We start from the raw sequence: 25,505 nt of genomic DNA, 5'->3' as shown, positions 1-25,505 counted from the left end.
GGTGTCATGAGCAGGGTGTACCGGGACGCCTTCGGCATCCCCCACCTGCGCGCGGACGATCCGTACGAACTGGCCTTCGCCCAGGGACGCGTCACGGCCCTCGACCGGGCCTGGCAGATCGAGGTGGAGCGGCGCCGGGCGACCGGCACGTCGGCGGCGGTCCTCGGGCCGGACGCCGTGCCCTGGGACCGCTTCGCCCGGCAGGCCCGGCTGGCGGACACCGCCGAGCGCTGCCTGCACGCGCTGGACGGCGACACGGCGGCATGGGTCCGCGCCTACGTGGACGGCGTCAACGCCGGGCTCCCCGAGGGGGCGCGCCGCGCGCCGGAGTTCGCCACCGCGGGGGGAAAGGCACCGCGGGAGACGACAGGACCCGAGGCGGCCGGCCCCGACGTGTCTGGCCCCGACGCGACCGGACCCGACGTGCCTGGCCCCGACGCCGCGGGGCTCGCGCCGGGCCGGTGGGAGCCGTGGACGCCGATGGCGGTCTGGCTGTCCCACCACATCCTCTTCGCGCACTTCCCGGCGAAGCTGTGGCGCGAGGCGGTGGCCGGACGGCTGGGTCCCGACGCGATCGCGCTGTTCGCGGCCGACGGATTGGGCACCTCGGGCAGCAACGGCTGGCTCGTCCCCGGCGATCGCACCGTCACCGGCGCGGCCCTGATCGCGGGTGATCCCCACCGGTTCATCGAGGACCCCGGCTTCTACCAGCAGATCCGCCTGGCCTGTCCCGAGTTCGACGTGGCGGGGCTGGCCGTGCCGGGCGTTCCGGGCATCGCCCACTTCGGGCACGCCGGCTCGGTCGCCTGGGCGATCACCAACGCCATGGCCGACTACCAGGACCTCTACCGGGAACGGCTCCGGCGCGTGGCGGGCCGCGTCGAGGCGCTCGGGCCGGACGGCTGGCGTCCGTGCGCCGCCCACGTCGAGGTCGTCGAGGTGGCGGGGGAGAGCCCGGTCGAGGTCGAGGTCGTCGAGACCGGGCGCGGCCCGGTCGTCGTGCCCGGCGGGTCCGGGCGGGAGAGCGCGTGGGAGGCGGTGAGCCTGCGGTATCCGCCCCGGGTGCGCCGCGACCTGGGGTTCGCGGCGCTGCCTGCGCTGCTGCGGGCCAAGACCGTGGCCGACGTCGACCGGGCGCTCGACCGCTGGGCCGAGCCCGTCAACGTCGTGCTCGCGGCGGACGTCGAGGGCGGGCTGCTGCACCGGGTCGCCGGTGTGGTGCCCGTGCGCCACCCGGACAACGCGCTGCGGATCGTGCCCGCCTGGGAACCGGGGTACGAATGGAGCGGCCGTTATGCCCCGATGCCGCGCCGCGCGGTCTCCGGCATCACGGTCATGGCCAACGAGCGCGGGCTCGCCGCGCCCCTCGGCGTCGAGTTCGCCGCGCCGTACCGCGCCGCCCGGATCAGCGGCCTGCTCGGCGGCTCGCCGCGCTGGTCGGCGGGGGAGATGGCGGCCGTCCACACCGACACGCTGGTGCCGGGCGCGGGCCCTCTCCTGGACCTGCTCGCCGGGCTGGACGGGCTCGGCGTCGAGGCCGCACGCCTGCGGGACCGGCTGCTCGGCTGGGACCGGCGCATGGACGCCGGCAGCACCGGCGCGGCGGAGTACGCCGCCGTCCGGGCGGAGGTGGTGCGGCGCCTGGCGGCCCACTCCGCCCTGGCCGCCCTCGCCGGTGTGGACGCGGAGGTGCCCGAGGTCTTCCGGCCGTGGCTCGCGCTCACTCCCCGCGTCGCGTACGCCCTGGAGAACCTGCTGACGACCGACCGGCTGCCCGGGCTGGACCGGGCCGCCCTCGCGGACCTGGCCCGGGCGGCGCTGGAGGACGTGACCGCGCGCGGCGAGGCGACCGGCGTCCGGTGGGGCGACCTGCACCGGCTCGACCCCTGGCGGGCGGTGCCGTTCCCCGCGGCCCCGGACGCGGCGCCGGCGGAGGCGGGACTTCCCGGCGACCACGACTGCGTGCTGTCCACGTCGAGCGTGCCCGGCGTCACCCACCACTTCGCCCGGGGGCCCGCCGCGCGCTACGTGTGGGACCTGTCCCGGCGCGACGGGAGCCTGTGGATCGTCTCGTTCGGCGCGAGCGGCGTGCCGGGCGACCCCCATCGGCGTGACCAGCACCCGTTGTGGCTGCGCGGTGAACTCGTGCCGGTGGTCACGGACTGGGACCTACTCACCGAGGAGCGGCATGACCACTGAGCCACCGACCACTGAGCCACCGACCACTGAGCCACCGACCACTGAGCCACCGACCACTGAGCCACCGACCACTGAGCCACCGACCACTGAGCCACCGACCACTGGGGCGCACACCACGGCCTCCGCACGGCGCGAAGCCGTGTGGGAGCAGGCGGTCGGGGGATTCGGGACCGTCCGCGTCGTCCCGGTGGACCCGCCGGCCGACGCCGACCTTATCCACTCCTGGGTCACCGAGGAACGAGCGCGGTTCTGGGGCATGCTGGACGCGAGCCGCGACCGGGTGCTGGAGACCTACGACCACCTGGACGGTCTCACCACCCACCACGCCTATCTCGTCCACCGCGACGACCTGCCGGTGGCGCTCTTCCAGACCTACGAGCCCGGGGCCGACCCGGTCGGGGAGTGCTACGACGTCCGGCCGGGCGACTTCGGGGTCCACCTGCTCCTCGGGCCGGCGGCGGGGGAGGGCGAACGCGGCTTCACCGGCGCCCTGCTGTCCGTGCTCGTCGCGTACGCGTTCTCCGACCCGCGCCACACCCGGATCGTCGCAGAGCCGGACGCCCGCAACGACAAGGTGATCGCCCGGATGCTGCGTACCGGCTTCACCCTCGGGCCCGAGGTCGACCTGCCGGACAAGCGGGCCCGGCTGTGCTTCCTGACCAGAGACGACCGCTGACACAAGGAGTGCGAGTGCTGCTCGACGCCCTTTCCGACCATCTGGAAGGCCTCGCGGCCGAGCGGGACGGCGTGCTGGGGGTCCTGCCCAGGCTGATCGCCGACGACTCCCCCGGCTGGATCCCCGCCGCCTCCCTCGTGCGGGAGCCGTACGAGGGGCTGCTCGCGCTGGTCGACGAGACGGCGGCCCGCTGGAGCGCGCCGCGTCACGTGGCGGCGGCGCTGCTGTGGAAGACCTACGGCTACTGGCACACGATGCCGATGGCCCTCGGCTGGGCTCTCGGCCGCCGGGTGCCGCTGATGCGCCTGCAGGACACGCTGCTGCGGCCGTCCGCGGCCGGTGTGACGGTGGCGGCGTCCCGGGTGACCGTGGCCGTGCTCCCCGGCGACCCGCTGGCCGGGGCCGACGGCACCGTCGTCGTCCCCGACCTCGCTGCGGCCATCGGGGAGGCGCTCCTCGAGAGCCAGTATCCGTTCGTCAGAGCCCTCAGTGCCGCGACCAAGGTGGGCGAGCGCACCCTGTGGGGGTCCACCGCCGAGGCGTTCGCCCATCCGCTGCTCACGCTCGGGTCGTACGCCGAGGCGGCCCGGCTGCTCGACGAGATCGGGCCGCCCGTGGCCGGGCTGCTCGTGCCCGACGGCGACGGATACCGCCGCCGCACGTGCTGCCTGTGGGTGACGCTGCCGGACGCCGACCCCTGCTCCACCTGCTGCGTACGCTGAGCCGGCGCTCACCGGGTTCCGAGGCTGCGGGTGGTGCCATCGGCGATCGCCTGGAGTTTGTCCGGGTTGGCGACGTTGTGGATAGTGGTGATCCGGCCCTCGGTGTCGAAGTCGAAGGTGACGGTGGCGATCACGCGACCCTGGCCGCGGAAGACGACGCCCGGCCCGCCGTTGACCTCGGCGAGCTCGGCGGTCATGTCGGCGGGCTCGACACCCTGGTAGGCGACGGTGCCGATGGCCGCGAACCAGGCGGCCACCGTCGCCGCGCCCACGACCGGGCGCAGGGCCTGGCGGACCTTGCCGCCGCCGTCGGTCCACAGGGTGACGTCCGGGGACAGCAGCTCCATCAGGGCGTTCACGTCACCGCCGGTCGCGGCGGCGAAGAACCGCTCGGTGACCGCGCGCTGCCGCGACCGGTCGGCGGCGAAGCGCGGCCGCCGGGCCCGCACGTGCTCGCGAGCGCGGTGCGCGGCCTGCCGCACCGCGGCCTCGGAGCGCTCGACCGCCTCCGCGATCTCGGCGTGGCTGAAGCCGAAGACCTCCTTCAGCACGAACACCGCGCGCTCGAGCGGGCTCAGCGTCTCCAGCACCACGAGCATCGCCATCGACACCGACTCGGCGTCCGTGACGGCCTCGGCGGTGTCTCCGCTGGTGAGGATCGGTTCCGGAAGCCACGGCCCCACGTAGGCCTCACGCTTGCGCTGGGTGGAGCGCAGCCGTTCCAGCGCGACGTTCGACACGATCCGCGTCAGGTACGCCTTCGGGTCGGCCACCCGCGAACGGTCGGCCGCCGCCCAGTTGATCCAGGCGTCCTGGACCGCGTCCTCGGCGTCCGCCGCGGTGCCGAGGATGCGGTAGGCCACCGAGAACAGCAGGTTCCGATGCTGAACGAACACCTGCTGGTCGAGGTCGGGAGGCTGGGTCATCACGCCTCCCGCATCCGGGTGAAGCGGCCGCCGCGGGGCCAGAACGCGCCCGAGGCCGGCATCTTCTTCATGCGGCCCCACGTGGCCCAGGGGGAAGCGGTCACCGTCTCCTTATAGCGGACCGCCACGCGGCCGGTCAGATACAGCCGCCGGGGGCTGTCGTCGGGGTGGGTGAACTGCACGACCGCGTCGTGCCGGCCCAGGCTGACCGGCGTGTGGTAGTAGCCGAAGCGGAACGGCTTGGGCCGCTTGCCCTTCAGCGTCCGGACGATCGACACCGCGGCGTGCACACCGGTCGGCATGCCGCCCTGGCAGGTGCCGTGCATGACGCCGTAGCCCTGACGGATCGCCGCCGCGTCGCCCACGGCGTACACGTCGGGGTGGGACACCGAACGCAGGGCGGCGTCGGTCACGATGCGGCCATGAGCGTCGACGGTCAGCCCGGCGACGGCCGGCAGCGGCGACACCCGCGTGCCGCTCGTCCACAGGACGGCGTCGGCCGCCACGGTCTGCCCGCCGGCCAGCTCGACCGCGCCGGGCAGCACCTTCACCACCTCGGCCCCGCTCCGCACGTCGACGCCCAGGCGCTCGAGCGCGGACCGCAGATACGCCCTGGCCTTCGGATTCATGGCCGCGCCCGGTTCGCTGCGGCCCAGCAGCACGACGTTCAGCTCCGGGTGCCGCTCGGCGATCTCCGCCGCCGACTCGACGCCGGTCAGCCCGCTGCCGACGACCGCCACCGTGCCGCCACCCGTGCCGCCGCCCGTGCCGCCGCCGAGCCGCGACAGCCGGTCGGCCAGCATTCCGGCGTCCTGGGCGCCGTCCAGGGTGTACGCGTGGTCCTCGGCGCCCGGCACCGCCGCGGTGTCGGCCACGCCGCCCAGCGCGTACACCAGGGTGTCGTAGGGCAGGACGCGCTCGTCGTCGATCCGCACGGTCTTCGCGTCCGCGTCCACCGCCGTCACCCACCCACGCTCGAAGCGGGCGCCCGTGCCCTCCAGCAGCTCGGGAATGCTCAGCTCGGCGAGCGGCTGCCCGGTCGCCGACATGTGCAGCCGCAGCCGCTCGGTGAACCGCTCCTGCGCGTTCACCAGGGTCACGTGCACGTCGCCGCTCCGCTTGACCCGCGACGCGAGCTGGATCGCCGCGGACAGGCCCGCGTACCCCGCTCCCAGGATCACCACCCGGTGTGTGGCCGCCACGCCGTTCTCATGCCGTGCGCTCATCGCTTCCGCCTCCTCGTTTCGACGCTGACGCACACCAGATGGAAGCGGCCCGCCCGTACGTGACACGCGCCCGATGTGACGCTCGCCACATCTCCCTGTTGAATGGCCCCCGGCGGTTCAGGGCTGGTCGGGGGCGACGGTGGCGGCGATGTGTGCCGCGACGCCGGCAGGCGGGATGCCGGTCGTGTCGACGAGCCGGCCCTCGCGGCCGAGCCAGGGGAGGGCGTCCTGGTAGGCCGTCAGATGGTCCAGCCTCCACCGCGAGTTCGACGGCGTGTCCCCCTCGATCCTCCGCAGGAGCGTGGCCCGGTCGGCGTGGAGCACGAAGTGGCGCAGCGGGACGCCGGCCGTCTCCAGGCCCGCGCGGATCTCCCGCCAGTATTCCTCGACCAGGACGGTCTGCGGCAGGACGAGGACGCCGCCGACCTGGTCGGCCAGCCGGGTGACGGTCTCCACGACGATCGTCCGCCACAGCGTCCAGTCCTGGAAGTCGCCGACCTTCGGCAGGCCCGTGGCATGCGTGAGCATGACGCCGACCTGTTCGGGGTCGAAGAAGTGAGCCCGCGGGATCGTTCGCACGAGTTCCGCCGCCGTGGTGGTCTTGCCCACGCCGAACGTCCCGTTCAGCCAGATGATCACAGATCGGGCCCGGGCCGGCTCTGCTCCGGCGCCACGGATTCGCCGCGGCGTACGGCGGCGGCCCGGGCGGCGAGGAGCACGGACAGGGCCTCGCAGTCGTCCGGGGTGAGCGGCGCGAAGGGGAGCAGATAGAGCCTGCCCCCGGGACCGTCGACCAGCTCGACCGGCAGGGAGCGGGTGGGCACCTCGATCGGCGCGGTGGTGGTGGTCATGATGAGAGCGATTCTTCCGCACCCGACCGACATTCCCGCCCCCTGCGACGGCCGGGAGGCCGGACGCCGAACGTTGATCGCTGCCATGATGTCCGGCAGCAGATGAAAGAGGTCGCCGTGTCGGACATCGACGTGAAATTCGGCTGGTTATCCGGGGACGGGCCGCTGGGCGCCATATTCGGGGTGTCCTTCGTGCGCGGGCTCGCGCCCCGGGAGGTGCTCGTCCGCCTGGGCGTGGACGAGAGCACCATCGACGAGATGACGTTCGAGGAGCTGGACGAGAACGCGGAGGAGTCCCTGGAGAGCTCGGACGGCATGGACGCCGCCTGGGCCGGCGCCGTGCGGATGGGCGACTGGACCGTGCTCGTCGAGCCCGGCGGCTGGCGGGTCGCCGCCGAGGCGGGCGTGCTCGAACGCGTCTCGCGGGGCACCGAGGTCGTGGCGGTCAGCAGGCACGATTACGCCTCCGACGACTTCGCCCACGCGATCGACGGCCGGGTGATCACGCGGTTCGAACCCCTGGCGCCGCATCTGCGGTCCGGCGACGACCCCGACCGGTGGATCGGCGAGATGCGCGACGTGGGGCTCGGCCGCGACGGCTTCGACGACCCCATGCCGCGGGACCCGATCGCCGCCGCGTTCGCTCTGGCGGGCGTCGTCACCGGGGTGGACCTGTCCCCCGCCCTGCTGGAGATGACGTTCCTCGCGGGCACGACGAACCCCGACGACTGAGCCCCGCTCAGGGCGTCAGGGGACGAAGCGGTAACCCATGCCCGGCTCGGTGATCAGGTGGACGGGATGGGCGGGATCCCCCTCCAGCTTGCGCCTGAGCTGGGCCATGTACTGGCGCAGGTAGTGCGTCTCCTTCACGTACCGCACGCCCCACACCTCGCTCAGCAGCTGCCGCTGGCCGATCAGCTTGCCGGGGTTGCGGACGAGGAGTTCGAGGATGCGCCACTCGGTCGGGGTCAGCCGTACGTCGCCGGAGACGGTCTTGCCCGCCAGGTCGACCACGTGGTCCCCGATCCGTACGCGGGCGGGCTCGCTCTCCCGGGGGCCGGCGCGCCGGGTGACCGCCCGCACCCGGGCGAGCAGCTCGTCCACCCCGAAGGGCTTGGTGACGTAGTCGTCCGCGCCCGCGTCCAGCGCGTCGATCTTGTCCTGGTTGCCGGTGCGCCCCGACAGCACGATGATCGGCACGCTGCTCCAGCCGCGTACGCCGTGGATGACCTCGACTCCGTCCATGTCGGGCAGCCCGAGGTCGAGCACGATCAGGTCGGGACGCCGGTCGGCGGCCTCGCGCAGCGCCGAGCCGCCGTCCGCCGCGACGGCGACCTCGTATCCGCGCGCGGCCAGGTTGATCCGCAGCGCGCGCAGGATCTGCGGCTCGTCGTCGACGACGAGGATGCGGCTCACGGCGCTCCGCCGCCGAGCTCCAGCGGCAGCCCGGGCACGTCGCCGGTGTGTACGGCGACGGGCAGGGTGAGGACCATGGTGAGCCCTCCCCCGGGGGTCTCGTCGGGTGACAACCGCCCTCCCATCGCCTCGGCCAGCCCGCGCGCCAGGGCCAGCCCCAGCCCGACCCCGGTGTGGTTGTCCCGGTCCCCCAGCCGCTGGAAGGGCAGGAAGATCCGGTCGTAGGCGTCGCGCGGCACACCGGGCCCACGGTCGATTATCCGGATCTCGGCCCGGTCGCCGTACCTGCTGGCGGTGACGAGCACGCTCTCCCCTGCCGGGGTGTAGCGGACGGCGTTGGCGACGACGTTGGCGAGCACCCGTTCCAGCAGCGCCGGGTCGGCGACGACCTCGGGCAGGTCGGGCGGGATGTCGATCCGCACCTCGGCGGCGAGCGGCCCGAGGTCGTCGACCGCCCGGGGCACGATGTCCTCGACGGCGACCGGCTGGGCGGCCACGCCGAGCACCCCGGCCTGCAGACGGCTCATGTCGAGCAGGTTCGCCACCAGGCGGTCGAGTCTGGCCAGCGACTCGTCGGCGGTCTCCAGCAGTTCGGCGCGGTCCTGCGGGGACCACTCGACGTCGGTGGCGCGCAGGCTCTCCACGGCGGCCTTCGCGGCGGCGAGCGGAGTGCGCAGGTCGTGGCTGACCGCCGCGAGCAGCGCGGTGCGCATCCTGTCGGCCTCCGCCAGCGGCCGGGCCTGCCCGGCCTCCTCCTCCAGCCGTTCCTGCCGCAGAGCCACGGCGACCTGCGCGGCGAACGCCTCGATCACGCGGCGTTCCGAGGCGTCGAGCAGCCGGCCGCGCGCGGCGAGCACGAGGTCGTCGTCGATGTCCACGTCGGCGTCGGCGGCGCCGGGGCAGACGCACGGCTCTCCCCCCGCCGTGGCCACGATCCGCCAGGAGCCGGGGTCGGACCGGTCGTCCGGACCCTGCCCCGCCTCGGGGCGCCGTTCCAGCAGCGTGACCGCGGCCAGGCCGAACGTCTCCCGCGTACGCGCGAGCAGGGAGGGCACGGCGGCCTCGCCGCGCAGCACGTGCCCGGCGAGCGCGGACAGGATCTCGGCGTCCGCCCCCGCGCGGGCGGCCTCCCGCGTACGGCGGGCCGCCACGTCCACGATCATGCTGACCGCCGCCGCGACGAGGACGAAGACGACCAGGGCGAGGAGGTTCTCCGGATTCGCGATCGTCAGGGTGTGCAGCGGCGGGGTGAAGAAGAAGTTCAGCAGCAGGGAGCCGGCGACCGCCGCCGTGATCGCCGGCCACAGGCCGCCGATCAGCGCCACACCCACGACCGTGGTCAGGAACAGCAGGATGACGCTCGGCAGGGCCAGCGTGCCCCGGAAGGGGAGCAGCGCGGCGGTGAGCAGCGGCAGGCCGCCGGCGGCGACGGCCCACCCCGCCAGCCTGCGCCGCCGGGTGAGCGCCGCCCGCGACCACCGCGGACGCTCCCGTCCCTTGTTGACGTGCTCATGGGTGATCATGTGGACGTCGATCGAGCCGGACCGCGCGGTCGTCTCGACGCCCACCCCCCTGCTGAAGATCTGGGCGAACCGGCCGCGCCGGGAGGCGCCGAGCACGAGCTGGGTGGCGTTGACGCCGCGCGCGAACTCCAGCAGCGCCCGCGGCACGTCGTCGCCCACCACCTGGTGGTAGGTGCCGCCCATGCTCTCCACGAGGGCGCGCTGGCGCGCCAGCAGCGCCGGGTCGCCGCCGCCGAGCCCGTCCGCGCGGGTGACGTGGACGGCGAGCAGGTCCGCGCCCTTGGTGCGGGCGGCGACGCGGGCCGCCCGGCGCACGAGCGTGTCGCCCTCGGGTCCCCCGGTGAGCGCGACGACGACCCGCTCGCGCGCCTCCCACGTGTCGGCGATGCCGTGCTCGGCGCGGTAGCGGTCGAGCTGCTCGTCCACCTCGTCGGCGAGCCACAACAGGGCCAGCTCGCGCAGCGCGGTGAGGTTGCCGACGCGGAAGTAGTTGGCGAGGGCGGCGTCCACCTTCTCCGGCGTGTACACGTTGCCGTGCGCGAGCCGCCGCCGCAGCGCCTCCGGGGACATGTCGACCAGCTCGACCTGGTCGGCCCGCCGTACGACCTCGTCGGGCACGGTCTCGCGCTGCGGGACGCCGGTGATGTGCCGCACGACGTCGTTGACCGACTCCAGGTGCTGGATGTTCACTGTGGAGATGACGTCGATCCCGGCGTCGAGGAGCTCGTCGACGTCCTGCCAGCGCTTGGCGTTGCGCGAGCCCGGCACGTTGGTGTGCGCCAGCTCGTCGACCAGGGCGACCCGCGGGCGCCGGGCGATGACCGCGTCCACGTCCAGTTCGGGGAAGGCCGCCCCCCGGTACGTCACGCTCCTGCGGGGGACGATCTCCAGCCCCTCCAGCAGCCGCGCGGTGCGCACCCGGCCGTGGGTCTCCACGAGGCCGACCACGACGTCCGTGCCGCGCTCCCTGCGGCGGTGGCCCTCGCACAGCATCGCGTACGTCTTGCCGACCCCGGGTGCCGCGCCGAGGTAGATCCGCAGCCGCCCGCGTGGCATGGCCGCTCACCTCTCCCTGTCGAGGGCCAGATTGAGCTCCAGCACGTTCACACCGGGCTCCCCCAGGAAACCGAGGGCACGGCCGGTCGTGTGCTCGGCGATCAGTGTGCGCACCCCGCGCACGTCCAGCCCGCGTTCCCGCGCCACCCGGGGGGCCTGCAGCTCGGCGTACGCGACGGAGATGTGCGGGTCGAGGCCGCTGCCGCTCGCCGTCACCGCGTCCGGCGGGACGACCGCCCGGGCGTTTCCGCGGACCGGCACGGTACGCCCTGACGAATAGTCCTCGCCGGGCCTGCCGCACTCGACCCGCACGCCCTGGTACGTGGCGACGAACGGCGCCGCCGGGCACGCCTGGTTGACGCTGACGACCCTCGTGGCCCTGCCGACGGCGGGAAAGACCTTCAGCACCGCGCCCGTTCCGTCCGCGGTGCAGTACGGCCTGGCCCCGCTGACGCCTTCCCGCTCGCCGATCGCCTTCGAGCGCGCGCACACCTGGGTGAGCAGGGAGACCCTGCCCTTCCGCGCGGCCTCGCCGGTCCCGTGGGGGTCGGGCAGGCGGTCGACGACGTCCTGCGGGCCGAGGTTGCTCGCTCCCGAGGCCGCCGGGTCGTAGCCGCCCGCCGAGGGGCGGCTCTGGAAGTATCCGCGCACCGGGCGGGCGGACCGGTCGGTGAAGGACTGGCCGATGAGGGCGCTGCCCACGTCCCTGCCGTCCGCGCGGACGATCGAGCCGCCGGCGCGGTGGGGGAGCAGGACCCGGGCGACACCGGTCACCAGCAGGGGATACAGGACGCCCAGGACCAGCGTGAACACGGCGACGGCGCGGACCGCCGCGAGGTGCCGGCGGAGCGTGTTCGGCAGGCGTTCCATCACGTCTCCAGCCATCAGGACATCCCCGGGAGGAACCGGACCAGCAGGTCGATGAGCTTGATTCCGACGAACGGCGCGAGGACGCCGCCCAGGCCGTACAGGCAGAGGTTGCGGCCGAGCAGCGTGGACGCGCTGGAGGGCCGGTAACGCACCCCGCGCAGGGCGAGGGGGATGAGCGCCACGATCACCAGGGCGTTGAAGATCACCGCGGACAGGACGGCCGACTGCGGGCTGTGCAGCCGCATCACGTTCAGCGTTTCGAGGCCGGGGTGGACCGCCGCGAACATGGCCGGAATGATCGCGAAATACTTCGCGATGTCGTTGGCGATCGAGAACGTCGTCAGCGCTCCCCTGGTGATCAGCAGCTGCTTGCCGATCTCGACGATCTCGATGAGCTTGGTCGGGTTGGAGTCGAGGTCGACCATGTTCCCGGCCTCCTTGGCGGCCGAGGTGCCGGTGTTCATCGCCACTCCCACGTCGGCCTGCGCCAGCGCGGGGGCGTCGTTGGTGCCGTCCCCGGTCATCGCGACCAGCCGCCCGCCCTCCTGCTCCTTGCGGATCAGCGCGAGCTTGTCCTCGGGGGTCGCCTCGGCCAGGAAGTCGTCCACTCCGGCCTCCCTGGCGATGGCTCCGGCGGTCATCGGGTTGTCCCCAGTGATCATCACGGTGCGGATGCCCATCCGGCGCATCTCGTCGAACCGCTCCCGCATGCCCTGCTTGACCACGTCCTTGAGGTGGATCACGCCGAGCACCCGGGCCGTGCCGCCGCCGACCTCGCCCACCACCAGCGGCGTGCCGCCGGAGGCGGAGATCCCGTCCACCAGGTGCCCGACCTGCCCGGTGGGGTGGCCGCCGTTGTCCCGCACCCACTTCATCACCGAGGTCGCGGCGCCCTTGCGGACCTGCCGTCCGTCCACGTTCACCCCGGACATGCGGGTCTGGGCGGTGAAGGCGATCCACTCCGCGTGGGCGAGCTCCCCCGGCCGGCGTTCACGCAGGTCGTAAACCTGCTTCGCGTGGACGACGATCGAACGCCCCTCGGGGGTCTCGTCGGCGAGGCTCGCCAGCTGCGCCGCCTCGGCCAGGTCGAGCTCGGGGACGCCCTCGGCCGGGACGAACTGCGACGCCTGGCGGTTGCCGAGGGTGATCGTGCCGGTTTTGTCGAGCAGCAGAGTGGTGACGTCACCCGCGGCCTCCACCGCCCGCCCGCTCATGGCCAGCACGTTGCGCTGCACCAGACGGTCCATGCCGGCGATGCCGATGGCCGACAGCAGCGCCCCGATCGTGGTCGGGATCAGGCAGACCAGCAGCGACACGAGCACCACCCCGCTCACCCCGTCGGCGCCGAGCGCGGGCGTGTCCGGTACGCCCGGGTTCTGGGCCTTGGAGTAGATCGCCAGCGGCTGCATGGTCACGGCGGCGACCAGGAAGATCATCGTAAGTGCGGCCAGCAGGATGTTCAGCGCGATCTCGTTGGGGGTCTTCTGCCGGTCCGCCCCCTCGACCAGGGCGATCATCCGGTCGACGAAGCTCTCGCCGGGCCTCTGGGTGATCCGTACGATGATCCGGTCCGACAGCACCTTCGTGCCGCCGGTGACGGCCGAGCGGTCGCCGCCGGACTCGCGGATCACCGGCGCGGACTCCCCCGTGATCGCCGACTCGTCCACGCTGGCGATGCCCTCGACCACGTCTCCGTCGCCCGGGACGACCTCTCCGGCCTCGACGACCACGTGGTCGCCCTGGCGCAGCTCCTGGGCGCCGACGACCTCCCACCGGGCGGGGTCGCGCGGATCCGCCAGGCGCCGGGCCACGGTGTCGCGCTTGGCCGCCCGCAGGGTGGCGGCCTGGGCCTTGCCGCGGCCCTCCGCCACCGCCTCCGCCAGGGTGGCGAACAGCACCGTCAGCCACAGCCAGACCGTGATCGCCCAGGCGAACGCCGAAGGGCCCGCGATCGCCAGGCCCGTGGTGAGGAACGCGCCGATCTCGACGACGAACATGACCGGGTTGCGCCACAGCGTCGCCGGGTTCAGCTTGCGTACGGCGTCGGGCAGCGACCGCACCAGTTGCCGGGGATCGAGCAGGCCGCCGCCGATGCCGCCGCTCGCGCGCCGCGCTGACTTGGGCATCAGGACAGTCCTTCCGCGAGCGGCGCGAGCGCGAGGGCCGGCAGGAACGTGAGGGCGACGAGGACGACCGTGACTCCGGCCACCATCCCGACGAACTGCGCGCGGTGGGTGGGCAGTGTCCCGGCGGAGACCGGCACCGGCGCCTGCCGGGCCAGCGACCCGGCCAGGGCGAGGATGAAGACGATCGGCAGGAACCGGCCGAAAGCCATGCACAGGCCGAGCGCGACGCACCACCAGGGCGTGCCCGCCGAGATCCCCGCGAAGGCCGAGCCGTTGTTGTTCGCCGCGCTGGTGAAGGCGTAGAGGATCTCCGACAGCCCGTGCGGCCCGCCGTTCAGCATGGCCGCGAGGCCGGCCCGGTTGCCCATCGCCACGGCCGTGCCGGCGAGCACGAGGGCCGGGGTGACCAGGAAGTAGAGCGAGGCCAGCTTGATCTCGCGCGCGCCGATCTTCTTGCCCAGATACTCCGGCGTACGGCCCACCATGAGACCGGCGACGAAGACGGTGATCACGGCCAGCACCAGGATGCCGTACAGGCCGGAACCGGCGCCGCCGGGCGCGACCTCGCCCAGCATCATGTTCAGCATCGTCATCATGCCGCCGAGCGGCGTGAAGGAGTCGTGGGCGGCGTCGGCGGCGCCGGTCGAGGTCAGCGTGGTGGCGGCGGCGAACGTCGCGGAGCCGGGCACGCCGAAGCGGACCTCCTTGCCCTCCATCGCCGCGCCGGCGGCCCGGGGGACCGCGGCCCCGCCGGAGAGCTCGAAGACGTTCGTCAGCAGCACGCTCACCAGCGCGATCACCGCCATGACGGCGAGGATCGCGTGTCCCTGCCGCACCTGGCCGACCATGCGCCCGAAGGTGCGCGGCAGCGCGATCGGGATCGCCAGGAGCAGGACGATCTGCAGCCAGTTCGTCCATCCCGCCGGGTTTTCGAAGGGATGGGCGGAGTTGGCGTTGTAGAAGCCGCCGCCGTTGGTGCCGAGCTCCTTGATCGCCTCCTGGCTCGCCACCGGGCCGCCGGGGATCGCCTGGGGGGCGCCGGTCAGCGTCGTCACCGTGTGCGGCGACGCGAGGTTCTGCACCACGCCGCCGGCGACCAGCACCAGCGCGGCGACGAACGCGATCGGCAGCAGGACCCGGAACGTGCCGCGCACGAGGTCCACCCAGAAGTTGCCGATGGTGTCGGCCTGCCTGCGGGCGAAGCCCCGCACGAGCGCGACGGCCACGGCCATGCCGGCCGCCGCCGAGACGAAGTTCTGCACCGCCAGGGCGGCCATCTGCACCAGGTGGCCCATCACGGTCTCGCCCGGGTACGCCTGCCAGTTGGTGTTCGTCACGAAGCTGACGGCCGTGTTCCAGGCGACGTGGGCGGGGACCGGGGGCCGGCCGAGACCGAGGATCAGCCTGTCCTGCAGGCGCTGCATGCCGTACACGACCAGCACCGAGACCGCGGAGAAGGCCAGCAGGGCGCGTGCGTAGACCGCCCACGGCTGCTCGGCGTCCGGCCGCACGCCGATCAGGCGGTAGACGAGGCGCTCGGCCGCGCTGTGCCGGGTGCCGGTGTAGACCCGGTAGAGGTAGTCGCCCAGCAGCAGGTAGACGACGGCGAGCACCGCGACGACCGAAAGCACGAGCACGGCCCCTGCCGCTGCCGCGCCCATCAGAAGCGCTCCGGGAACAGCAGGGCCGCCACCATGAACACCAGCAGGGCCGCGGCCACTCCGAGGCCCACGGCGTTGACCACGCTCACAGGCGCTCCACCGCCCGTACGACGAGCCCGACGATCGTGAAGACCGCGATCGTCAGGGCGACGAAGACGACGTCCGCCATCCCCACTCCTCGGTTGTGATTGCTTCGGCGCTCTCAGCACAAGCAAAGTCCGAGATCGGGGGCATATGACCGCTCTTGACGGCTTCCATACGGGTTCGAACCGAGTATTGACGCCCCCTGTACGCGGGCGACGACGGGGGTTTCGGGCGTTCGCGTGCCGGAAATCAACGCGGTTCAACCGGCGGAGCGGCGCCCCCCGAACATCCGTGCCGGTTCCGGGGAGGGGACGCGGCGTGGGCGACGGAAGTGACGTGATCCTGAAGGTCGTCCTGAAAGCCCTGGCCGGCGGCGTGTTCGTGCTGGCCTTCGCGGCGCTGGCCGAGACGCTGACGCCCAAGCGGCTCGCCGGGGTCTTCAGCGCCGCCCCTTCCGTGGCCCTGGCGAGCCTCATCGTCACCGCGGGCATCGCCGGTGTCCCGGACGTCCTCGCCTCGGCTCGCGGCATGTGGATCGGCGCGGCCGGTTTCGTGCTCTACTGCCTGGTCGCCGCTCCCCTTCTGGGCAGGTGGGGCGCCTGGTGGGGGGCGCTGGCCGCGCTCGCGGTCTGGGGCGCCACGGTGGCCGCCGGGTACGCGCTGGCGCCGGAACCGTGAGCGCCGATCGCGACGGTGGCCGGTCTCATGGCGACGGCCGCTCTCGTGACAGTGGCCGCTCTCATGGCGACGGCCGCTCTCGTGACAGTGGCGGCTCTCGTGACAGTGGCGGCTCTCGTGACAGTGGCCGCTCTCGTGACGGCGGCGAGAAGGTGCGGCTGCGCGTCGGCGAGCTCAGGCGGCCGCCGCCGCGCGACTGGGTGGTCCGCTTCGCGTTCGGCGCCGGGGTGTCGGCGCTCGCCGGCGTGGTGTCGGAGCTGGCCGGTCCGCGCGCCGGCGGGCTCTTCCTCGCGTTCCCGGCGATCCTGCTCGCGAGCGTCACCCTCATCGCCAAGGAGGACGGCGTACGCCAGGCCGGGCAGGACGTGTGGGGCGCGACCTTCGGCGCCCTCGGCCTGATCGGCTTCGCCGCCGTGGTGACGACCACGGTGGCCGTCTGGCCCCTGTGGGTGTCCCTCACGGCCGCCACCGTGGCCTGGGCCGCCGTCTCCCTCTCCCTGTACGCCGCCGCGACCCGGCTGCGCCGCTGAGCCGGGTCGCGGACGCTCGATCACCCCCCGGCGGTCGCCTCGGCCGCCCGGCGTGCGGCGGCCGGGTCGGCGAGGCCCTCGCCGGTCGGCTCGTAGGTGAGCAGCACCACGCCGGAGGAGAACGCCTGCGTGCCGGTGAGCCGCAGCGTGGCGGGGCCCGCGGAGTCGTCGTCGAACAGGCGGGCGCCGCGACCGGCGAGCACCGGATAGACGGCCAGGCGCATCTCGTCGAGGAGGTTCTCCCGCAGCAGCCACCGCACCAGCGCCGCGCTGCCGAAGACGAGGATGTCGCCGTCCACCTCCTTCTTCAGGGCCTCGATCCGGGCCGCGGCGTCCGCGCCGATGATCGTGCTGTTGTTCCAGGCGGCCTCGGTCAGCGTGGTCGACACGACGTACTTCGGCAGGGTGTTCATCGCGTCGGCGTAGCCCACCTCGTCGGTCATCGACGGCCAGGAGGCCGCGAAGCCCTCGTACGTGACCCGTCCGAGGAGCAGTGCCCGCGCCGCGCGGATCTGGTCGAGGCCGGCCTGCATCGAGTCCTCGCTGACGAATCCGAAAGCCCACTCGTGCGGGTTCTCGATGATGCCGTCAAGGGTGGTGAAAACAGACAGAACTATGCGTCCCATGGTTCGTATCCCTCATGTCGAATGAGATGCGGCGACGGACGTGCGCCCAGTCGGCCGGGAAGAATGCGTGCGCCGCCACCCGGTGCCGGGATGGGCGGTCACGTCCGCCGCCACGGCGCCCCCGTGACGCCACCGAGCACCTGCGTGCTCCGGCGCCGACGGGCCGTTGTGCAAGGCCACCGTGGCCCGGCCCGCGGGCTCACGTCCACACGTCGGCGGTGTCCCGGACACTTCCGGACGATCTCGGACACCCGGAAAGCGTGCATAGGCTGCCGGGGAGCACAGGGGATCTACGGGATGGAGTGAGCGTGACCGACACCCGGCCGCAGCCGCGGACCGCCGCCACGCCCGCGGAGTTCGTCGCCCTGATGAGGCGGCTCCGGGCGTGGAGCGGGTGCAGTTACCGGCAGCTCGAACGCCGCGCCGAAGCCGTGGGGGACGTCCTGCCGCGCGCCACCCTGGCCGGCGCGCTCAGTCGCCGGGATCTGCCGCGCGAAGACCTGCTCGCCGCGTTCGTACGGGCATGCGGGGCGGGCGACGACACCGTCGCCGAGTGGCTGGACGCCCGCCGGCGCCTGGCCGTCGCCCGCGAGGCGACCACCCCGCTGCCCGGTGACACGCCCGCCGCCCCCGGGGGTGGGACGCACCTCGTGGCCTCCGATGGGACGCGGGCGGCGCCGCCACCCGCGTCCACCCCGCCGGCTCCCGGACATGACGTCTCCCGGCCGGACGAGACCCTCGACATCGGCGCGGGCGGGAGGAACACCGGCCGGGTCCCGGCCTCGCCCGCCGTGGGCGAGGCCCCCGGGCGGAAGGCCCCGGCCCGGCGACTGGTGGCGGGCGCCGCGGCCGCGACCCTGCTCTGCCTGGTCGGAGCCTGGCAGTTCGACCGCATGGCCACCGGGGAGGCGGCCTCCCGCCCCTCCGCGTCGATCCCGGCCGCCGCACCGTCCGGCCCGGTGGGCGGATCGGTGGGCGGACCGGGAGGCGGATCGGTGGCGGCCCGCAGGTGGGTTCAGGTGCGGCCGGCCGCCGATCCGTCCCTGTGCCTGACGGCGGGGCGGGCCAGGGACGTCTCGTACGATCCCGAGGTCGCCGTCCTGGGCCCCTGTGCCACCGCGGTCCCGCCGCGGACCTTCCTCACCCCGGCCGGTGGCGGGCTGGTCCACCTGCAATGGGATCACCCCGACCCGGCGAAGGGCGTCGGCTGCCTGACGGTGATCCCGGCCGGCCCCACGGCGGGCATGCTGCAGCCCTGGAGCGACTGCACCGGCGCCAGGCCCAACCAGCGCTTCCGGCTCGAACCCGTCGGCGAAGACGGCTACCGGATCCGGCCGGCGTCGAGCGACCTGTGCCTCTCAGTCGACGGCGCGCCCGGGGCGGAGGCCGTCGAACGGCCCTGCGCCTCCGCGCCCGGACAGACCTTCCTCATCGGCCCCGAATAGCCATCGCGGCGCGGGTGGAGGGCCTCGCTCCGGCGAGAGGTGGATCAGAGATATGATCCGTCCACTCTTGCGGACTTTGCGAGAAAAGGGCTGATTTGTCGCTTCACCACGCGTCCGGGGCCTCCCTCCTCCGGGCTACGGACGACGGACGCCGATGACGGACGAGACGCTGGCGCGCCTGCAGTTCGCGACCACGGCCGGCTTCCACTGGCTGTTCGTGATGCTCACCCTCGGGCTCGCCCCGCTGATCGCGGTGACGCACACCCGGCACGCCCTCCGCGGTTCACCGCTCACGGAGCGCATGACCCGGTTCTGGGGCCAGATCTACGTCGTGAACTACGTGCTGGGCATCGCCACCGGCCTGGTCATGGAGTTCCAGTTCGGGCTCGCCTGGAGCGGGCTGTCGGAGTACGCGGGCAACGTCTTCGGCGCTCCGCTCGCACTCGAGACGATCGTCGCCTTCTTCGCCGAGTCGACCTTCCTCGGCATGTGGATCTTCGGCTGGGGCCGGCTGCCGAAGGCGGTGCACGTCACGCTGATCTGGCTGGTCACGCTCACCGCGTACGCCTCGGCGTACTGGATCATGGTGGCCAACGGCTTCCTGCAGCATCCGGTGGGACACGAGGTGCGCGACGGCGTGGCCCGGCTCACCGACTTCGGGGCCATGCTCACCAACCCCAACGCGATCAACGCGCTGGTGCACGCCGCGTCCGCCGCCCTGATGACCGGCGGGGTCTTCATGGCGGGGGTGAGCTCCTACCACTTCCTCAAGCGCACGGCCGAGCGTGCGTTCTTCCGTGCCTCGCTGCGCCTCGGCCTGTTCACGGCGGCGCCCGCGGCGTTCGTGGCGCTCTACTACGGGTTCGTGCAGATCCCGACGCTCGTGGAGACCCAGCCGATGAAGGCGGCGACCCTGCGGGGCCATGTCGACGACATCGGCTCCCTGCGGGTCGAGGACGTGCAGGCCCAGCTGGTCCAGCGGTTCGGCGCGGGCGACTACCGGCCGCCCGCCTGGATCGCCACCGCCTTCGACGTCATGCAGGACGTCGGCTACCTGATCCTCCTGCTGATCGTCGTGGCTCTGGTCCTGCTCCACCGGGACCGGTATCTCCGCTTCCGCCCGGCGGCGTACCTGATGCTCGTCGCGGTTCCCCTGCCCTTCGTCGCCGCGCTCGGCGGATGGCTGCTGCGCGAGGTGGGACGCCAGCCCTGGGCGGTGTACGGCGAGCTCACGACCGCGGCCGCGCGGTCGCACGTCGGCTCGATGCTGACGTCCCTGGTCCTGTTCGGCGCGGTGTTCCTCGCGCTGGCGATCGCCGACTGGGCCCTGATCATCCGGTACGCCCGCCGCGGCCCGGCCGACACCGACCTGGGCGGAGCGCCTCGCGACGGGCACGCGGAACGGCCTGCCACGTCGCTCGCCCTGTAGCCCGACCGTCGGCCCGTCCCGTGACTCGTCCTATGGCTCGTCCCGTGACTCGGCCTGTGGCTCGACCCGCCAAGAGGAACCCGTGACTCTCGAACTCGTGTGGCCGGCCCTGCTCGGGCTGCTGCTCGCCGGTTACTTCGTCCTGGCCGGCCTGGACTACGGCGTGCAGCTGCTCGCCCCCACGCTCGGCCGCGACGACGGTGAGCGCCGGGCGCTGCTCAACGCCTTCGGCCCGTTCTTCCTCGGCAACGAGGTCTGGCTGGTGGCCGCGGCGGGGGTGTTGTTCGGCGCCTTCCCCTTCCTGGAGGGGCGGCTGCTGTCGGGGATGTACTTCCTGTTCGCGGCGATCCTGGCCGGGATCGTCGTCGGCAACACCGCCGTGCAGGTGCGGAGCCGCCACCGGAGCGCCTCGGCGCGCCGGGTCTGGGACGGGCTGATCTTCCTGGGTGGGCTGGTGCCCGCCACGGGATGGGGGCTCGTGACGGGCCGGCTGCTCGCCGGGGTGCCGCTCGACGCGCGGAACGCCTTCTCGCTCGGTCCGGCCGACCTGCTCGACCCCTTCGTGCTGCTGTGCGGCGCCACGACCACCGCGGTGTTCCTCGCGCACGGCGCGTCCTTCCTGGCCTGGCGGACCGGCGGCGAGACGGGCGCCCGGGCGGCGCGGGCCGGTCGGCGCGCCCTGTTCGCGGCGGCCGGGGCGGCGGCGGCCGTCCTCGTCGCCGGCTCCTCGGCGCGCCACGCCGTCGTCAACTCCCTTCCCGCCCTCGCGGCCGGCGCGGCCCTGGTGGTCGCGCTCCTCGCGGGGGCCGCCCTGCTGGGCGCGGGACGCACCGGACGGGCCTTCGCCGCCACCTCGTGCGCGGCCGCCCTGCCCGTCGTCGCCCTCGGCGCGGGCCTGCACCCCTTCGTACTGGTCTCCTCCGGCGCTCCCGGCACCGGCCTGCGCCTGACGGAGGCGATGGCGGAGGCGGCCACGCTGCGGATCCTGGTGGGCTTCGCCGCGGTGATGGTGCCCCTGATGCTCCTCGCCCAGGCGTGGAACTGGTGGCTGTTCCGCCACCGGGCCGGCCGTACGCCGACGTACCTGTAGCCCCGTCACCGAGACCGATTCTTGACGTATGCCCATCACTACGATGGGTACCTCGATGAGGCGGTGGGCGGCGGGACCGCCTGAGGATGGTGGCGCGGTGACGGTCAGTGCCGAGGTGCAGATCACTGATTTGACGATCAACGATCACGCGTGTCTGACCTTCGGCGAGCCCGAAGAGCTGCTCGACCTCACCGCGGCGTACGTGCGTGACGGGCTGTCGGGAGGGCTGCGGGTCGTCTGGCTGTGCGAGGAGCCCCAGGGAGCTGCGGCCGAGCTGAGCCGCCGCGGGATCGCCGTGCGGTCCGCCACCGCCGACGGACGGATGGACGTCGTCGCCTCTCAGGACGGCCTGCTGTCCGGACAGGCCTTCAGTGTGGATCACGCGATGGGATGGCTGAGCTCCCAGATCGAGCTGACCTCACGCGAGGGCTACTCGGGCCTTCGGGTGGCCCTCGACATGGGCTGGGCGCTGCGGCCGGTCCACGGTGTGGAGCAGCTGCCCGCCTTCGAGGAGAAGATCGCGACGGTCCTTTCCGACAGCAGCGTGTCGGTCCTGTGCCAGTACGACCGGGAACGCTTCGACCCGGTCACCCTCGCCTCGGTCTCCCCGTTCCACACCCGGGCGGTCGCCGCGGCCACCTACTACGACGACCCGCTGCTGCGGATCTGCCGCCAGTACGCGCCGCCCGGCATCCGGATGGCGGGACAGATCGACCGCGCGGCCGAGGACGCCCTGGCCCTGGCACTGAGCGAGGCGATCAGGACGGACGGCCCCCTCACGATCAACATGGCCGAGCTGTCCTTCATCGACCTGTCCTGCACCCGGACGATCATCGACGTGGCCCGGAGCCTCGCGCCGGCCCGTACGGTCGTCCTGCGGTGCAACCCCGCCATCGTGCCGCGGTTCGTGCTGCTCGGCGCTCAGGGCATTCCCGGGATCAGCCTGGTGACCGCGCATGAGCGATGACGCGGCCAACCTTGCCTCCCCCGTCGCCGCGGGCCCCGGCAGCGGAAATCGGAACGCCGGGACGTCGGTGCTGATCCTCGACCACGCGTTCGACCGCGGGTCGCTCTACCCCCTGCGGGAGACGCTGCAGGCACACGTCGTCCACGCCGGGCTCCCGCACGGGCGGTCCGTGGACCTGGTGCTCACCGTCCACGAGCTCGCCACCAACGCGGTCTTCCACGGCTCCGGAACCGGACGGGCGAGGATCCGGCAGCTCGGCGGCGTGCTGCGGTGCGAGGTCGGCGACCCCGGCTCGTCGGGGCACGACACCGCCGCGTGGCCGGTCAGGCACGGGCACGGGCTGTGGCTCGCCCGCTACCTGTCGGACCGGTTCACGATCGATTCCGGCCCGGACGGCACCCTCGCCACGGCCGACTTCGCCCTCCCCGGCCCCGCGTCGTCATCCGCCACTCCACGGCTGCGCCGTCTCCGGTCGCACACGGTTCTGGAGCTGGACGGCGCCCTCGACGAGCAGGCGGCCCCCAAGATCACGGCGGCGATCGGCGAGGTCGTCTCCGGCACACCGGAGCCGGGGCTGGTGATCGACCTCTCCGCGGTGACCTACTGGGACAGCACCGGCATCACCGCCCTGATCATGGCGCACCAGCGCGTGTCGGAGACGGCGGCCGGGATGCTGGTCCTGACCGGCCTCGCGGCCGGGTTCGCCGAGCGCCTCGACGCGCTCAGCCCGGTTCCGTTCACGACCCGGGAGACGCCCGCGAAGGCGGCCCATCTGTTTTCGCCTTCCTGACACACCCGCATCTGCTGAAATGTGGCGGTGAATCGGGCGAGGCAGTTGCTGGGCGACATGTTGATCCATTGGTACGTGCTCGTCCTGCTCACCGGCGTCTACCTCGCGTTCTCCTATGTGCCGAGCGGTGAGACGGTCTCCTACACCGGCGGCTACGAGCCGCTGCGGGGCGTCCCGATGTCCGCCGCCTACCACTCGGTCCTCGACATCAGCTTCGACGACCACGGCGGGCTGATCGCACGGCAACTGCATCACCGCTTCCAGATACTGCTCGCCCTGGGGACCGTCGTCTGGGCACTGCTCGGCCGGTACCGGTACGCGCTCCCGGTGCTGGGCCTGGCCGCGCTCGGCGCACTCGCCGGCTTCGGGTCCGCCGACGACCTCCTGTCCGGAACCTTCCTGGCCCGGGTGCCGATCCCCGTGTGGTACGGCCTGCACCTCGTGGTGGCGCTCGCCATCGGCGCCCTACTGGTGGTCTCCTCGCGCCGGGAGGCCGCCAGGCAGCCCAGGACGGCCGGCTTCGTGGCGGCGGGCCTCGGTCTCACCGCCGTGCTGCTCCTGTGGCAGTGAACCGGAGAGCCGTCACGAGTGCCCGCTTCCGACGTGGTCGCGGCCGCGCGCGACGTGCTCGGCGGGCCGGGCGCCGGACAGGTGACGGGCGGAGTTCACCAGCCCGACGTGGCTGAACGCCTGCGGGGTGTTGCCGAGCTGCCGGCCGGTGGCGGGGTCGCACTCCTCGCTCAGCAGGCCGAGGTCGTTGCGGAGGCGTAGCAACCGTTCGAACAACTCGTACGCCTCCCGGTGGCGGCCGATGCCGTACAGGGCGTCGGCGAGCCAGAACGTGCAGGTGATGAACGCTCCCTCGGTGCCGGGAAGGCCGTCCACATCGCCGTCGGCCCGCGGCCGGTAGCGCAGCAGGAAGCCGTCGGAGCACAGCTCGCGCCGCACCGCCTCGACGGTGCCCGCAACCCGCGGGTCGTCCCAGGGCAGGAACCCCACCCGGGGGATCAGCAGCAGCGCGGCGTCCAGCCCTCTGGAGCCGTAGAACTGGGTGAACGTGCCCCGCCCGGGGTCGTAGCCGCGGTCGCAGACCTCGGCGTGGATCGTGTCGCGGGTCGCGCGCCACCGGTCCACGGGCCCGTCCAGGCCGAAGCGTTCGACGGCCTGCACGGCCCGGTCCAGGCCGGCCCACGCCATGACCTTGGAGTGCACGAAGTGGCGGCGGTCGCCGCGCACCTCCCACAACCCGTTGTCCGGGTCGTCCCAGTGGCCCTCCAGGAAGTCCAGCAGCGCCCGTTGCAGATCCCAGGCCGGCTCCTCGGCGTGAATGCCGGCCGTCCTGGCCAGATGCAGCCCGTCGAGGACCTCACCCCACACGTCGAGCTGGAACTGCCCGGACGCCGCATTGCCCACCCGGACCGGAGCCGAGCCCTCGTAACCGGCCAGCCAGTCGACTGGGTATTCCGGCAGACGGCGGGCGCCGTCGATCCCGTACATGATCTGCAGGTCGGCCGGGTCTCCGGCGGCGGCCCGCAGCAGCCACTCCCGCCATGCCTTGGCCTCGGCGACGAAGCCGGTGCCCAGCAGCGCCTGCAGCGTGAACGTCGCGTCGCGCAGCCAGCAGAACCGGTAGTCCCAGTTGCGCGGGCCGCCCGGCCGTTCCGGCAGCGACGTGGTGACCGCGGCGACGATGCCGCCGGTCGGCGCGTAGGTCAGCGCCTTCAGCACGACCAGCGACCGGCGTACGGCCTCCTCCCAGCGGCCCCGGTATCGGAAGCCGCGCATCCACGACGTCCAGTACGCCTCCGTGTCGGCCAGGGCCTTCTCCGCGTCCACGGAGCGCGGCACGCGCTCGTGCGACGGCCGGTAGGTCAGCACGAACGGCACCCGCTGCCCGGCGGCCACCTCGAAGTCGGCGTAGGTGGTCATGTCCTCGCCCCGGAGCGGCACCGGAGTCTCCAGCCAGGCGGCGTCCGGACCGGCGACCGCCGCGAGCCGCCCGTCCTGCTGCCGCACCCAGGGCACGACGTGCCCGTAGTCGAACCTCAGCCGCAGCGCCATCCGCATCGGCACCCGCCCGCTGACGCCTTCCACGACCCGCACCACGTCGGCCGCCTCGCCGCGTGGCGGCATCGCGTCGATCACGCGTACGGACCCTTCGGGAGTCTCCCACTCCGTCTCCAGGACGAGAGAGTCGCCGCGGTAGCGGCGGCGCGTGCAGAGCCCGCCGGCGGCGGGGGCCAAGCGCCAGAATCCCGCCCGGTCGTCGCCGAGCAGGGCGGCGAAACACGCGGGCGCGTCGAACCGGGGCAGGCACAGCCAGTCGATCGACCCGTCTCGCCCCACCAGCGCGGCCGTGTGCAGGTCACCGAGCAGCCCGTAGTCCTCGATCCGCAGTGCCACCACGCTCCCCCCTCGGGGGTCGATCTCGCGAACAAGGCCGCGCTACCCGCGCAAAGGGAACGTATGCACTGTGCAAAGAAGTGTCGGCTGCCGAAGGTGTGCGGCCTACCCACCTTTTTGTGGGTACTTGTCCGCGCTGCCGAGGCGGCGTGAAGCTTGGTTGCGGGCGGCAGGAGGGCCGGCCCGGCTTTTCAGGCGGAACGGGGGTGCC

24 protein-coding genes are annotated in these 25,505 nt (G+C 73.2%); 12 read left to right on the top strand and 12 right to left on the bottom strand.

Translation table 11 applies throughout. The features are described 5' to 3' along the window. The first annotated feature begins 6 nt into the window (after window positions 1-6). The 3 genes from AAH991_RS02355 to AAH991_RS02345 all read left to right on the top strand — a co-directional run bounded on the left by AAH991_RS02355 (window position 7) and on the right by AAH991_RS02345 (window position 3,597). Complete coding sequence (locus AAH991_RS02355; RefSeq protein ID WP_346223803.1) at window positions 7-2,199, top strand: penicillin acylase family protein; 2,193 nt, start codon at window positions 7-9, stop codon at window positions 2,197-2,199. A 139-nt stretch (window positions 2,200-2,338) separates the two neighbouring features. Continuing rightward, a complete protein-coding gene (locus tag AAH991_RS02350; protein WP_346223802.1) occupies window positions 2,339-2,875 on the top strand; it encodes a GNAT family N-acetyltransferase in 537 nt (178 codons plus the stop codon). Between the two features lie 14 nt (window positions 2,876-2,889). Further along, window positions 2,890-3,597: a (2Fe-2S)-binding protein gene (locus AAH991_RS02345; RefSeq protein WP_346223801.1), complete on the top strand. Its 708-nt coding sequence runs from the start codon at window positions 2,890-2,892 to the stop codon at window positions 3,595-3,597. An 8-nt stretch (window positions 3,598-3,605) separates the two neighbouring features. Here the strand turns inward: AAH991_RS02345 and AAH991_RS02340 are convergent, their stop codons facing one another. The 4 genes from AAH991_RS02340 to AAH991_RS02325 form a co-directional block, all read right to left on the bottom strand. Next, window positions 3,606-4,523 (bottom strand): RNA polymerase sigma-70 factor, encoded by a 918-nt coding sequence (locus AAH991_RS02340; protein WP_346223800.1) that lies wholly within the window; start codon window positions 4,521-4,523, stop codon window positions 3,606-3,608. Next, window positions 4,523-5,749: an NAD(P)/FAD-dependent oxidoreductase gene (locus tag AAH991_RS02335; protein WP_346223799.1), complete on the bottom strand. Its 1,227-nt coding sequence runs from the start codon at window positions 5,747-5,749 to the stop codon at window positions 4,523-4,525. Before AAH991_RS02335 ends, AAH991_RS02340 begins: the two co-directional genes overlap by 1 nt. Before the next feature lie 117 nt (window positions 5,750-5,866). Next, complete coding sequence (locus AAH991_RS02330) at window positions 5,867-6,388, bottom strand: P-loop nucleotide/nucleoside kinase family protein (RefSeq protein WP_346223798.1); 522 nt, start codon at window positions 6,386-6,388, stop codon at window positions 5,867-5,869. Then, complete coding sequence (locus AAH991_RS02325) at window positions 6,385-6,600, bottom strand: hypothetical protein (RefSeq protein WP_346223797.1); 216 nt, start codon at window positions 6,598-6,600, stop codon at window positions 6,385-6,387. The genes AAH991_RS02330 and AAH991_RS02325 overlap by 4 nt, the downstream gene beginning before the upstream one ends. A 117-nt stretch (window positions 6,601-6,717) precedes the next feature. On the opposite strand from AAH991_RS02325, the gene AAH991_RS02320 reads away from it, so the two are divergent. After that, a complete protein-coding gene (locus tag AAH991_RS02320) occupies window positions 6,718-7,332 on the top strand; it encodes a DUF6461 domain-containing protein (RefSeq protein WP_346223796.1) in 615 nt (204 codons plus the stop codon). 15 nt (window positions 7,333-7,347) lie between these two features. Here the strand turns inward: AAH991_RS02320 and AAH991_RS02315 are convergent, their stop codons facing one another. Genes AAH991_RS02315 through AAH991_RS02290 form a run of 6 tightly spaced genes read right to left on the bottom strand, consistent with a single transcriptional unit; the run spans window position 7,348 to window position 15,341 of the window. Beyond that, the gene (locus tag AAH991_RS02315) at window positions 7,348-8,016 is read right to left on the bottom strand and encodes a response regulator (RefSeq protein WP_346223795.1); all 669 of its coding nucleotides are present in this window, start codon (window positions 8,014-8,016) and stop codon (window positions 7,348-7,350) included. Continuing rightward, window positions 8,013-10,595 carry a sensor histidine kinase gene (locus AAH991_RS02310; RefSeq protein WP_346223794.1) on the bottom strand — a complete coding sequence of 861 codons (2,583 nt, stop codon included), beginning with the start codon at window positions 10,593-10,595 and terminating at the stop codon, window positions 8,013-8,015. The genes AAH991_RS02315 and AAH991_RS02310 overlap by 4 nt, the downstream gene beginning before the upstream one ends. A 6-nt stretch (window positions 10,596-10,601) precedes the next feature. Then, complete coding sequence (locus AAH991_RS02305; protein WP_346224078.1) at window positions 10,602-11,465, bottom strand: potassium-transporting ATPase subunit C; 864 nt, start codon at window positions 11,463-11,465, stop codon at window positions 10,602-10,604. 14 nt (window positions 11,466-11,479) lie between these two features. Continuing rightward, window positions 11,480-13,591 (bottom strand): potassium-transporting ATPase subunit KdpB, encoded by a 2,112-nt coding sequence (gene kdpB, locus AAH991_RS02300; RefSeq protein WP_346223793.1) that lies wholly within the window; start codon window positions 13,589-13,591, stop codon window positions 11,480-11,482. Continuing rightward, window positions 13,591-15,252 (bottom strand): potassium-transporting ATPase subunit KdpA, encoded by a 1,662-nt coding sequence (gene kdpA, locus AAH991_RS02295; protein ID WP_346223792.1) that lies wholly within the window; start codon window positions 15,250-15,252, stop codon window positions 13,591-13,593. Before kdpA ends, kdpB begins: the two co-directional genes overlap by 1 nt. Continuing rightward, the gene (locus AAH991_RS02290) at window positions 15,252-15,341 is read right to left on the bottom strand and encodes a potassium-transporting ATPase subunit F (protein WP_169983891.1); all 90 of its coding nucleotides are present in this window, start codon (window positions 15,339-15,341) and stop codon (window positions 15,252-15,254) included. Before AAH991_RS02290 ends, kdpA begins: the two co-directional genes overlap by 1 nt. Before the next feature lie 313 nt (window positions 15,342-15,654). Between AAH991_RS02290 and AAH991_RS02285 the strand changes: the two genes are divergently transcribed. Both AAH991_RS02285 and AAH991_RS02280 read left to right on the top strand, forming a co-directional pair. Then, window positions 15,655-16,014, top strand: a complete 360-nt coding sequence (locus AAH991_RS02285) for a hypothetical protein (protein ID WP_346223791.1) — start codon at window positions 15,655-15,657, stop codon at window positions 16,012-16,014. A gap of 152 nt (window positions 16,015-16,166) precedes the next feature. Then, a complete protein-coding gene (locus tag AAH991_RS02280) occupies window positions 16,167-16,544 on the top strand; it encodes a DUF3147 family protein (protein ID WP_346223790.1) in 378 nt (125 codons plus the stop codon). A gap of 20 nt (window positions 16,545-16,564) precedes the next feature. On the opposite strand, the gene AAH991_RS02275 is transcribed toward AAH991_RS02280, so the two are convergent. Further along, window positions 16,565-17,170, bottom strand: coding sequence for a dihydrofolate reductase family protein (locus tag AAH991_RS02275; protein ID WP_346223789.1), 606 nt, complete (start codon window positions 17,168-17,170; stop codon window positions 16,565-16,567). 308 nt (window positions 17,171-17,478) lie between these two features. Between AAH991_RS02275 and AAH991_RS02270 the strand changes: the two genes are divergently transcribed. From AAH991_RS02270 to AAH991_RS02245, 6 genes are all read left to right on the top strand, one after another. Further along, entirely contained in the window at window positions 17,479-18,615 is a 1,137-nt protein-coding gene (locus tag AAH991_RS02270; RefSeq protein ID WP_346223788.1) for an RICIN domain-containing protein, read from the top strand. Between the two features lie 154 nt (window positions 18,616-18,769). Continuing rightward, the gene (locus tag AAH991_RS02265; protein ID WP_346223787.1) at window positions 18,770-20,044 is read left to right on the top strand and encodes a cytochrome ubiquinol oxidase subunit I; all 1,275 of its coding nucleotides are present in this window, start codon (window positions 18,770-18,772) and stop codon (window positions 20,042-20,044) included. 82 nt (window positions 20,045-20,126) lie between these two features. Next, window positions 20,127-21,134, top strand: coding sequence for a cytochrome d ubiquinol oxidase subunit II (gene cydB / locus AAH991_RS02260; RefSeq protein ID WP_346223786.1), 1,008 nt, complete (start codon window positions 20,127-20,129; stop codon window positions 21,132-21,134). A gap of 97 nt (window positions 21,135-21,231) precedes the next feature. Further along, window positions 21,232-22,101: an MEDS domain-containing protein gene (locus AAH991_RS02255; RefSeq protein ID WP_346223785.1), complete on the top strand. Its 870-nt coding sequence runs from the start codon at window positions 21,232-21,234 to the stop codon at window positions 22,099-22,101. Next, window positions 22,091-22,891: an STAS domain-containing protein gene (locus AAH991_RS02250; protein WP_346223784.1), complete on the top strand. Its 801-nt coding sequence runs from the start codon at window positions 22,091-22,093 to the stop codon at window positions 22,889-22,891. The genes AAH991_RS02255 and AAH991_RS02250 overlap by 11 nt, the downstream gene beginning before the upstream one ends. A gap of 27 nt (window positions 22,892-22,918) precedes the next feature. Continuing rightward, the gene (locus AAH991_RS02245; protein ID WP_346223783.1) at window positions 22,919-23,461 is read left to right on the top strand and encodes a hypothetical protein; all 543 of its coding nucleotides are present in this window, start codon (window positions 22,919-22,921) and stop codon (window positions 23,459-23,461) included. Window positions 23,462-23,473: 12 nt separating this feature from the next. Here AAH991_RS02245 and AAH991_RS02240 read toward each other — a convergent pair whose 3' ends face one another. Further along, window positions 23,474-25,294 carry a glycoside hydrolase family 15 protein gene (locus AAH991_RS02240; RefSeq protein WP_346224077.1) on the bottom strand — a complete coding sequence of 607 codons (1,821 nt, stop codon included), beginning with the start codon at window positions 25,292-25,294 and terminating at the stop codon, window positions 23,474-23,476. Between the last annotated feature and the right edge of the window lie 211 nt (window positions 25,295-25,505).

The organism is Microbispora sp. ZYX-F-249, assembly GCF_039649665.1.
GTDB classification, from domain to species: Bacteria; Actinomycetota; Actinomycetes; order Streptosporangiales; family Streptosporangiaceae; genus Microbispora; species Microbispora maris.
The sequence above is the reverse complement of the archived record's forward strand: the minus strand, read 5'-3'. Positions and strand labels throughout refer to the sequence as shown.